General features: G+C 62.7%; 6 protein-coding genes and 1 pseudogene. 2 read left to right on the forward strand and 5 right to left on the reverse strand.

Features of this window, described 5'->3' with window-relative positions:
• Window positions 1-77 precede the first annotated feature (77 nt).
• A pseudogene (gene tnpC / locus AC070A_RS34275) lies at window positions 78-1,232 on the forward strand (IS66 family transposase); the annotation flags it as partial.
• Between the two features lie 119 nt (window positions 1,233-1,351).
• Here tnpC and AC070A_RS34280 read toward each other — a convergent pair.
• The 5 genes from AC070A_RS34280 to AC070A_RS34300 form a co-directional block, all read right to left on the reverse strand.
• Window positions 1,352-2,014: a DUF4167 domain-containing protein gene (locus tag AC070A_RS34280; protein ID WP_057254806.1), complete on the reverse strand. Its 663-nt coding sequence runs from the start codon at window positions 2,012-2,014 to the stop codon at window positions 1,352-1,354.
• Between the two features lie 333 nt (window positions 2,015-2,347).
• Window positions 2,348-3,217, reverse strand: coding sequence for a peptide chain release factor N(5)-glutamine methyltransferase (gene prmC, locus AC070A_RS34285; protein WP_058323928.1), 870 nt, complete (start codon window positions 3,215-3,217; stop codon window positions 2,348-2,350).
• Window positions 3,218-3,220: 3 nt separating this feature from the next.
• Window positions 3,221-4,303, reverse strand: a complete 1,083-nt coding sequence (prfA, locus tag AC070A_RS34290; protein WP_057254804.1) for a peptide chain release factor 1 — start codon at window positions 4,301-4,303, stop codon at window positions 3,221-3,223.
• Between the two features lie 71 nt (window positions 4,304-4,374).
• The gene (gene ptsP, locus AC070A_RS34295; protein ID WP_057254803.1) at window positions 4,375-6,642 is read right to left on the reverse strand and encodes a phosphoenolpyruvate--protein phosphotransferase; all 2,268 of its coding nucleotides are present in this window, start codon (window positions 6,640-6,642) and stop codon (window positions 4,375-4,377) included.
• Window positions 6,643-6,729: 87 nt separating this feature from the next.
• Window positions 6,730-8,004 carry an aspartate kinase gene (locus tag AC070A_RS34300; RefSeq protein ID WP_057254802.1) on the reverse strand — a complete coding sequence of 425 codons (1,275 nt, stop codon included), beginning with the start codon at window positions 8,002-8,004 and terminating at the stop codon, window positions 6,730-6,732.
• 644 nt (window positions 8,005-8,648) lie between these two features.
• Here AC070A_RS34300 and AC070A_RS34305 point away from each other — a divergent pair.
• Entirely contained in the window at window positions 8,649-10,181 is a 1,533-nt protein-coding gene (locus AC070A_RS34305; protein WP_058323926.1) for an ABC-F family ATP-binding cassette domain-containing protein, read from the forward strand.
• Window positions 10,182-10,332 lie beyond the last annotated feature (151 nt).

Genomic DNA, 10,332 nt, shown 5'->3' on the forward strand with positions numbered 1-10,332 from the left:
GGATGGCCCAGCAGCGATATTGACGCGCTCATGCCGTGGAACTACGCCGCCTGAACGGCCCCGGCTTGTCGCTTACAGTGATCCAGACAGTGCGGGAGAAGTTCTCCTGCCGCGAATGCGAGAAGATTACCCAACCGCCAGCCCCCTTCCATGTGACGCCGCGCGGCTTTGTCGGGCCAAACTTGCTGGCAATGATCCTGTTTGAGAAGTTCGCCCAACATCAGCCGCTGAACCGGCAGAGTGAGCGCTATGCCCGCGAAGGGGTTGATCTTAGCCTGTCGACGCTGGCCGACCAGGTCGGCGCTTGTGCGGCAGCGCTCAAGCCCATTCATTCACTGATCGAGGCGCATGTTTTGGCTGCCGAGCGGGTGCATGGCGATGACACGACTGTGCCGATCCTAGCGAGGGGCAAGACCGATACCGGCCGGATATGGACCTATGTCCGGGATGACCGGCCTTTCGGCGGGCAGTCTCCGCCGGCGGCACTCTATTATGCTTCGCGAGACCGGCGACAGGAGCACCCCGAACGTCACTTGAAGACCTTCACCGGCATTCTTCAGGCGGATGCCTATGGCGGCTACAATCCATTGTTCAAGGTTGATCGCGATCCCGGTCCGCTGACGCAGGCGCTCTGCTGGTCGCACGCGAGGCGCAAGTTCTTCGTGCTGGCCGACATCGCCACGAATGCCAAGCGCGGAAAGAACGCCGCGCCGATCTCGCCGATGGCACTTGAAGCCGTCAAACGGATGGATGCCCTGTTCGACATCGAGCGGGAGATCAACGGACTTGCCGCCGACCAACGCCTGGAGCGTCGTCGCAGGGACAGCCTGCCGCTCGTCGGCGACCTGCGCGACTGGCTTCAAACCGAGCGGGCAAAACTGTCGCGCAGTTCCCCAGTCTCTGAGCCGATCGATTACATGGTCAAGCGTTGGGACGGCTTCACGTCCTTCCTCGACGACGGCCGGATTTGCCTGACCAACAATGCAGCCGAACGGGCATTGCGAGGCTTTGCCCTTGGAAGGAAGTCATGGCTCTTCGCCGGATCGGATCGTGGTGCTGATCGTGCCGCCTTCATGGCGACGCTGATCATGAGTGCTAAGCTCAACGATATCGATCCGCAGGCCTGGCTTGCCGACGTCCTCGCCAACATTGCAGACACGCCGGTCAGCAGGCTGCAGCAATTGCTTCCGTGGAATTGGACACCAAAGGCTCTGAACGCTCAGGCCGCATGACCTGCGGCCTTCACCGGATGCTTACTTTGATCGCCGATGACCAGACAAAGAAAAACCCGGCCGTGACAGGCCGGGTTTTTGTCGTGCCCTGAGAATGGGCAACGCTGATAGACCGCCGCTTATTCGGAAGCGGCGAGCGCCGGTGCTTCCGGAGCGGCATCGCCCGAAGCCTGGGCTTCGTCAGCGGCACCTTCCTGTGCGCTGCGGCGCGGACGGCGTGGACGCGGCGCGTTGCGGCGGCGGGATGCGGCGCGGCCGGAGGCAGCCGGGGCTTCCTCTTCCATCGCGACTTCCGCCGGTGTGCCTTCGATCACCGGCTGCGGGCCCGTGCCGTCGATGACGACAGGCTGCGGCTCGGGAGCAGGTGCCTGAGCTGCGGCAACCGGGGTCGGCATGTCGTCGCTGTAGCCCTGATCCAGATCGTCCTGGTCCTGATCGGACCCGTCGTGGCCGCGGAAATCCTGACGGTCATCACGCTGGAACCGGTCCTGCATCTGCGCCTGTGCGGCAGCAATGATGCGGTTGTAGTGTTCGGCGTGCTGAAGGTAGTTTTCTGCGATGACGCGGTCGCCGGAGCTCTGTGCATCGCGCGCAAGCGCTGAGTACTTCTCGGCGATGTGCTGAGCAGTACCGCGAATCTTCACATCCGGGCCGGAGCTGTCATAGGTCCGCGTCAGCGGGTTCGAGCCCTTGCGGTTGTGGTTGTTGTTATTTCCATTGTTATTGTTGTTGCTATTGTTATTCCGCCCGCGGCCGCGCTTGTTTTGCTGTCCTGGCCTCATAGTACATTCACCCGAATTCTCTTGATAATGATGATCATGTGGTTTCGTCTTCCGGCCGGATCCGTTCACGCCCGACAGAACACGCGCCGTTGCGCTCGCACAATGGCGGCTTCGGCGCCGACTGGCGTCAAATTAACAGGTACCCGCACAAGGCACTTGTTGAACCCTAGCAACTCTTTCTTGAGAGCAATCCCCGTGGCCAGGTCATACCGGAACGAATCTTAGGTCCATGACCTTCTGCCCAGTGCGCGGGCAAACTAGCCCGCTTCCTCTGGGATTCCAAGCCCTTTCTTTGCCTGTGCAAGAAAGAAGATGCGTCAGTGCAGCATTTTTTCAACGGTTTGTGTCGCGTTCGAAGATCAGGACGCGGTCATTACCGCCGAGATCCTTCGCCTCTTCACGCAGACGGAAATTTTCGGCGCTAAACAACGCCGTCACCGCCTCTTTCTGGTCGAAACCGATTTCCAAGCCTATCACGCCGTTTGTCTCAAGATGATGACCAGCCTGAGAAGCGATGGCGCGATAGGCATCAAGCCCGTCTTCTCCGCCATCAAGCGCTGCGGCCGGGTCGTGAAGTCTCACCTCCGGCTCAAGCTCATGGACGACACTGGACCGGATATACGGCGGATTTGAGACGATCACATCGTAGCGACCATCCACCTTTTCGTACCAGTTGCTGAGAAGCGGCCGGAACCGATCCGCAAGACCGAGCGCAGCTGCATTCGCCGTCGCCGTTGCCAGTGCGTCCTTGGATATATCGGTAGCCGTGCCCCTTGCTTCAAGAACTTGCGACAGCAGCGCGATACAAATCGCCCCAGTACCGGTGCCGAGATCGATAAGCGCGCAACCGCCCTTTCGCGCTACCACCGCACGCAGATAAGGGATCATCCGATCGACGAGCGTCTCGGTGTCCGGGCGAGGCTCCAGCGTTTCCTTCGAAAGTTTCAGCGGCAGGCCGAAAAATTCGCGTTCACCAAGAATACGGTAGACCGGTTCGCGTGCCAGTCGCCGCGCCACCGCCACCCGGATCCGGGTAGCGTCCTCATCCGAAATCGGGTCCCTGCCCCGAGACACGACCGCGCTCAGCGACATGTCGAGCAGGCCGGAGATCAGATGCCGCACATCGAGCGCCGCATTCTCTATGCCGCCCGCTTGCAGGCGGTCGCGGCTTTCGGCAACGAGGCTCGCGAGCGTTTCCGCCATGGCTCAGCCCCGCTGTTCGCCAAGCAGCGCCAGCTGGCTCGCCTGGTAGTCGGCAAGCAGCGCATCGACGACCTCGTCGATCTCGCCCATCATCATCCGATCGAGCTTGTAGAGCGTCAGGTTGATGCGGTGATCGGTGAGGCGGCCCTGCGGGAAATTATAGGTGCGAATGCGCTCGGAGCGGTCGCCCGAGCCCACTTGGCTCTTGCGGTCGGCCGAGCGTTCGCTGTCGGCGCGCTGGCGCTCCATATCGTAGAGGCGCGAGCGCAGGACCTGCATCGCCTTTGCCCGGTTCTGGTGCTGCGACTTTTCCGAACTGGTGACGACGAGACCGGTCGGAAGGTGGGTGATGCGCACGGCCGAGTCCGTCGTGTTGACGTGCTGACCGCCGGCACCCGACGAACGCATGGTGTCGATGCGGATATCCTCGGGCCGGATCTCGATGTCGATGTCTTCGGCCTCAGGCAGCACGGCGACGGTTGCCGCCGATGTATGAATACGGCCGCTCGCCTCGGTTTCCGGTACACGCTGCACCCGGTGCACGCCGGATTCGAATTTCAGCCGCGAGAACACCCCGCGCCCGGAAACTGTTGCGATGATTTCCTTGAACCCGCCGGCCTCGCCGTCGCTCGCCGAAAGCACCTCGACGCGCCAGCCCTTGCCGGCCGCGTAGCGCTCGTACATGCGGAAGAGATCGCCGGCAAAAAGCGCCGCTTCCGATCCGCCGGTACCGGCGCGAATTTCGAGGATCGCACTCTTCTCGTCGGCCGCATCCTTCGGCAGAAGCAGGATCTGGATTTCCTGCTCCAGTGCCTCGATCGTCGCTTCGACCTCGGGCTTTTCCATTTCGGCGAGATCGCGCATCTCCCGATCGGTCGATTTGTCCGCGAGCATGGCAGTGATGTCGGCAAGCTCGGTCATCGCCTTCTCGTAGGCGCGGATCTTCGTCACGACCGGCTGCAGTTCGGAATATTCCGAGGCGAGCTTGACATAAACGTCCGCGGCCGGGCCGGCCGACATGCGGGCCTCGATCTCACCGAACCGCCGTTCCAGTTCGCGCATCTTTTCAACGGGAAGCTTTGCCAAGTCTCACTCCAAATGCATCTCCCCTCGCCCGGATCATGGTCCGGACGAGGGTCGCGACGCGTCAATTCAATCTAAACCGGAATGCCGTTTTCCGCGGCGAAATCCACCAGCATCTGGCGAACGGACGTCTGGTCGCGTGTGTCGTCCAGCGCCGCATTGAGCGCGGCACCAAGCTTGCCCGCGTCGAGCGCCAGCAGCATCGCCTTGATCGGCCCTACGGCCGTCGGCGACATCGAAACCGAACGGAAACCTAAGCCCAGCAACGCCATGGCCGAGAGCGGCTTGCTCGCCATCTCGCCGCAGAGCGTCACCGGGGTTTCGTGCCGGTCGCCGGCGCGCACGATGTCGCGCAGGATCCTGAGGAACGGCCGCCCGAGCACATCGAAACGATCGGATACGCGGGCATTACCCCGATCGACCGCCATCGCGAACTGGAAGAGATCATTCGAGCCGACCGAGACGAAGTCCACTTCCATCATCAGTTCGTCGAGCTGCCACAAGAGCGCCGGCACCTCCAGCATGGCGCCGAACTGCAGCTTGCGCGGCAACTGTTCGCCAAGTTTCGACTGCCGCTCGATTTCCTTCTGCAGCAGGTCGCGTGCAATCCTGAGTTCGGAAACTTCGGTGACCATCGGCAGCATCAGCTTGAGCTCGGCACCGGCCGCCGCGCGCAGCATCGCGCGAAGCTGGGTCCGCAGCAGACCCGGGCGATCGAGCGAAAGCCGGATTGCACGCCAGCCAAGTGCCGGATTTTCCTCTTCCGCTGCGCGGAAATAGGGGACGACCTTGTCGCCGCCGATGTCGAGGGTGCGGAAGGTCACGGGCTTGCCGCCCGTCTGCTTCAGCACACTGCGGTAAAACGCTTCCTGTTCTTCCGCCTTCGGCATGGTCGAGGCGATCATGAACTGAAGTTCGGTGCGGAACAGGCCGATGCCTTCTGCCCCCGCCTCGTTCAGATGCGGCAGGTCCACGAGCAGGCCTGCATTCATTTGCAGCGTGATGCGCTTGCCGTCTCTCGTCAGCGGCTCGACGTCCTTCAGCGCCCGGAACTGCGCCTGGCGCCGTGCCCGGAAGCGAACCTTTTCCTCGTAGGCGCGCTGCAGGTCGGCGAGCGGCCGCAAGTGCACCTTGGCATCGTCGCCGTCGATGATGATCGCATCGCGGTTTTCCGCAAGCGCCACCGCGCCCGTCGCCTGGCCAATGACCGGAATGCCCATGGCACGGGCAACGATCACCACGTGGCTGGTGACGGCGCCCTCTTCGAGCACCAGACCGCGCACGTTTTCGCGCGGATAGTCGAGCAGTTCGGCAGCGCCCATGGCGCGCGCGACGATCACCGCATCGGTCGGGAAATCGCTGGCCGAAAGCTTGGCGCCATAGCCGGAAAGCTGGCGCAGTAGGCGGTTGGCCAGATCGTCGAAATCATGCATGCGCTCGCGCAGGTAAGGGTCCGTCAGCCGGATCATCCGCGCCTTGGTTTCGCTCTGGACGCGCTCGACTGCCGCCTCCGCTGTCAGGCCGTTGCGGATCGCCTCTTCGAGCTTGCGCACCCAGCCGCGATCATGGGCGAACATGCGGTAGGTTTCGAGCACCGCCCGGTGCTCGCCCTCCATCGACACCTCGCGGCGCGACAGCATATCGTCGATCGAGATGCGCAGCGACCCCAGCGCTTCGGCAAGTCGCTGCAGTTCCTGGTCGGTGTCCTCGTTGAGGAGGTTGGTGACGACGATCCTCGGTTCGTGCAGGACGACATAGCCAAGGCCGATGCCTTCGCCATAGCTGTTGCCCTCGATCGAGACGGGACGCGAGAGGTCGAGCTCGAGGCCGGGCTTGGTGATCTTCTTGAGCTCGCCGGTCGCCACCATCTCGGCGAGAACCATGGCGGTCGTCTCGAGCGCCTCGACCTCGTCCTCGCGATAGTTGCGCATCGCCTTGTTCTGGACGACGAGAACGCCAAGTGCGCGGCCCGTGCGCAGAATCGGCACGCCGAGGAAGGAGTGGTAGATCTCTTCACCGGTTTCCGGCAGGTAGGTAAAGGCCGGATGCGACTGTGCGTCGGAAAGATTAAGAGGCCGCGCCGAGGCGGCGATGGTGCCGACGAGGCCCTGCCCCATCTTCAATTGCGCCAGGTGGACGGCCGCCTTGTTCAGACCTTCCGTCGCGTAGAGTTCGAGCACGCCGTCGGAACGCAGCACATAGACCGAACACACTTCCGCAACCATGTTCTGCGCGATCTGGCGCACGATACGGTCAAGGCGCTCCTGCGGCTCCAGCGGTTCCGCCATCAACTCGCGCAACCGCTTGAGGAGAACGCGCGGACCTGCGGAAAGGTCTCTCATCGCGTGGGGTCTCCCGAAATAGAGGTGACGGCGGCAAGGGGATACGCGGGCAAAACCGCCGCGAATCCCAAATCGGTCGTCTGTCGATTAACTCTTATCGAGACCGTAAGCGGAATGCAAAGTGCGAACCGCCAATTCCGCATAGGGACCGTCGATCAGGATCGAAATCTTGATCTCGGAAGTAGTGATCGCCTTGATGTTGATGCCCTTGTCGGCAAGCGCGCGGAATGCGGACGCGGCGACGCCGGCATGGCTGCGCATGCCGATGCCGATGACCGATACCTTGACGAGGCCGGCCTCGGACTGGACGACGTCGTAGCCGATCTTTTCCTTGTTGTCGCCGAGCACCTTCAGTGCCTTGTCGACATCGCCCGACGGAACCGTGAAGGTCATGTCGGTCTTCGAACCGTCCTCGGAGATGTTCTGAACGATCATGTCGACGTTGATATGGGCTTCAGCAAGCGGGCCGAAGATCGCAGCGGAGACGCCCGGCCGGTCGGCGAGACGGCGCAGCGAAATCTGGGCTTCATCCTTGGCATAGGCAATGCCGGTTACGACTTCCTGTTCCACGATCTCATCCTCATCACAAATCAGCGTACCGGGCGGATTGAGAAGGTCACCCATGCCCGGCGCATCGGGATCTTCGAAAGACGACCGCACGAAGGTGCGGACCTTGTGCACCATGGCAAGCTCGACCGAGCGCACCTGCAGCACCTTGGCGCCGAGCGATGCCATTTCCAGCATTTCCTCGAACGCGATTTTCTTCAGCCGCCGCGCCTTCGGCTCGATGCGCGGGTCGGTCGTGTAGACGCCATCGACGTCGGTATAGATGTCGCAACGGTCGGCCTTGACGGCAGCGGCGATAGCAACGGCCGAGGTGTCGGAACCGCCGCGGCCGAGTGTGGCGAGGCGATTATCGGGACCGAGACCCTGGAAGCCGGCAACGACAGCTACCTGGCCCTCGCCCATGCGGCGAATGATCTCGGCGCCGTCGATATCGAGGATGCGGGCAGCGCCATGGGCGTTGTCGGTGCGGATCGGGATCTGCCAACCCTGCCAGGAGCGGGCGTTGATGCCCATCGACTGCAGCGCGATCGAAAGCAGACCGGACGTCACCTGTTCGCCGGAAGCAACGATCGCATCGTATTCGCGCGCGTCGTAGAACGGCGAGTTGGCGCCGGTTGCCTTCGGCATGTTCTGCACCCAGCCGACCAGCTCATTGGTCTTGCCGGACATGGCGGAAACGACGACGGCGACTTCGTGGCCGGCATCGACCTCGCGTTTCACATGGCGGGCGACATTGTGGATGCGGTCCAAATCAGCGACGGAGGTTCCGCCGAATTTCATCACGATGCGTGCCATGTGCCTCTACCGGTACCCAATTTAGCGCGCGCAGGCGCGCGTGACAGGAAAGCCCCCGCTTAGCACCCGACGGTCAAAAAGCTTGGGAGACTTCTCGGACATCGGCAGTCACCGCTTCGGGGAGCGGAAAGTCGCGGCGTCTCTTAGCGGATCAGGGGGCGGCACGCAATGGCAAGCGGACACAGATTCGGACCGCGCCGTGCACCACGACCGGTGCATTTCGCAACAATATTGCCCAGGACAGGAATTCACGGAAACATCCGTACCGATAGACCCCGCAATGCCACGTTGAAAATTACCGGCTTCGATGCTAAAGGTGGCTCGCAACTTGAATTCGAGAAAGGGGGGCTGCACGTGATGACATTTTTCCGGCACCACCGCCAGCGTGGCCCCGTCCAAGCCCTGCAGATGCGTTTGCAGGGCTGACCAGACATCCTTTCGCGAAAATCGCGATCCTATCCCTGGTCTGCCCAGAGTGATGCAGTGCGGAACCATTTCGGTTTAAGCGCCTGCATCGTCTTCCAATACCGAGCCGACGGCCCGTTGACAGCATGCGTGCTGTTCCGGGTGCAATCATCCGGAAACCCGGCCCGAAGTGCCGCCACGGATGTCTCGTCGTCGCTCGCGCAGTCCAGAGAACGACCATGGCCTTGATCAATATCCGCAACCTCGGTGTCAGCCTGAGCGCACCGCTTTTTTCCAACCTCAACCTCTCCGTCGCCGCCGGTGACCGTATCGGCATCGTCGCCGCGAATGGCCGCGGAAAGACGACCCTGCTGAAATCGATCGCAGGCAGCTTCGATCCGACGGCCGGGGAAATCACGCGCTCACGCAGCCTGACCATCGGCCATGTCGAGCAGAACGTTGCGGCCGCATTGCTGCCCCTCTCCTTCCACGACGCCGTTCTTTCGGCCCTTCCGGCCGACCAGGCGGAAAATGAGAGCTGGCGCGTCGACATCGTGCTCGATTCGCTCGACGTGCCGGAAGTGCTGCGCCAGCGTGCGGTCTCGGAACTGAGCGGCGGCTGGCAGCGGCTCATGCTTCTCGCCCGCGTCTGGGTCAGCGATCCGGACGCCCTGCTCCTGGACGAGCCGACCAACCACCTCGATCTCGCCAAGATCGCCCGGCTCGAAGCCTGGCTGAACGCCCTGCCGCGCGACGTGCCGGTGCTCGTCGCCAGCCACGACCGCGCCTTCCTGGACGCCACCACCAACCGGACGCTGTTCCTCAGACCCGAGCAATCGCCAATCTTCGCGCTCCCCTATTCGCGGGCGCGCGCTACCCTCGATGAAGTGGACGCCTCCGAGGAGCGGCGCTATCAGCGTGACATGAAGGTGGCGCAACAGCTTCGCCGCCAGGCCGCCAAGCTCAACAACATCGGCATCAATTCCGGCAGCGATTTGCTGACCGTGAAGACGAAACAGTTGAAGCAGCGAGCCGAACGGCTGGAGGACGCGGCGAAACCGGCGCATCAGGAGCGCTCCGCCGGCGCGATCCGGCTCGCCAACCGCGGCACCCACGCCAAGATCCTGGTGACACTGGACGACGTCCCGGTCGAAACGCCGGACGGCACGGCGCTCTTCCGCACCGGCAAGCGCTGGATCTGCCAGGGCGATCGCATCGTGCTCTTGGGCGAAAACGGCGCCGGCAAGACGCGGCTCGTCAACCTGATCCGTGCCGCGATCGAGGAGCCCGGCCGCGCGCCAGATACACTGAAGGCGACGCCTTCGCTGGTGCTCGGCTACAGCGACCAGGCGCTTGCCGGGCTTTCGGACGACGAGACGCCGCTTGCCGCCCTCTCCCGCCGCTTTTCGCTCGGCGATCAGCGGGCGCGCACCTTCCTTGTCGGTACCGGTGTCGGCATCGACATGCAGGAGAAGGCAATCGGCCGACTCTCCGGCGGCCAGAAGGCGCGCCTCGCCATGCTGGTACTGCGACTGAAGGAGCCGAATTTCTACCTGCTTGACGAGCCGACCAACCATCTGGACATCGAGGGCCAGGAGGCACTCGAGGCGGAGTTGCTGAAACACGAGACGAGCTGCCTTCTGGTCTCCCACGACCGCAGCTTCGTGCGCAATGTCGGCAACCGCTTCTGGTTGATCGAAAAGCGCCGGCTGGTCGAAGTCGAGGACCCGGAAGACTTCTTCGCCTCAGCTGCGGCGAGCGAACTCGGCTAGCGATCGCGCAAGCGAACCCGATGGCACCCGTGACGCCCGCGATGAGCGGGCGTCACCTTCTGCATCGTAGCTACTGCATGTTTCCTTTAATCGTACCCGATTAAAGGACAAAAACATGCAGCAATTCAAAGTGCTACAGCGACCTTTGCGC

It is taken from the genome of Ensifer sp. GW101-20A05, assembly GCF_059424735.1.

Excerpts from the sequence above, each read along its gene's own strand:
- AC070A_RS34280 (WP_057254806.1), bottom strand. The coding sequence starts at position 2,014 with ATGAGGCCAGGACAGCAAAACAAGCGCGGCCGCGGGCGGAATAACAAT.
- prmC (WP_058323928.1), bottom strand. The coding sequence starts at position 3,217 with ATGGCGGAAACGCTCGCGAGCCTCGTTGCCGAAAGCCGCGACCGCCTG.
- ptsP (WP_057254803.1), bottom strand. The coding sequence starts at position 6,642 with ATGAGAGACCTTTCCGCAGGTCCGCGCGTTCTCCTCAAGCGGTTGCGC.
- AC070A_RS34300 (WP_057254802.1), bottom strand. The coding sequence starts at position 8,004 with ATGGCACGCATCGTGATGAAATTCGGCGGAACCTCCGTCGCTGATTTG.
- AC070A_RS34305 (WP_058323926.1), top strand. The coding sequence starts at position 8,649 with ATGGCCTTGATCAATATCCGCAACCTCGGTGTCAGCCTGAGCGCACCG.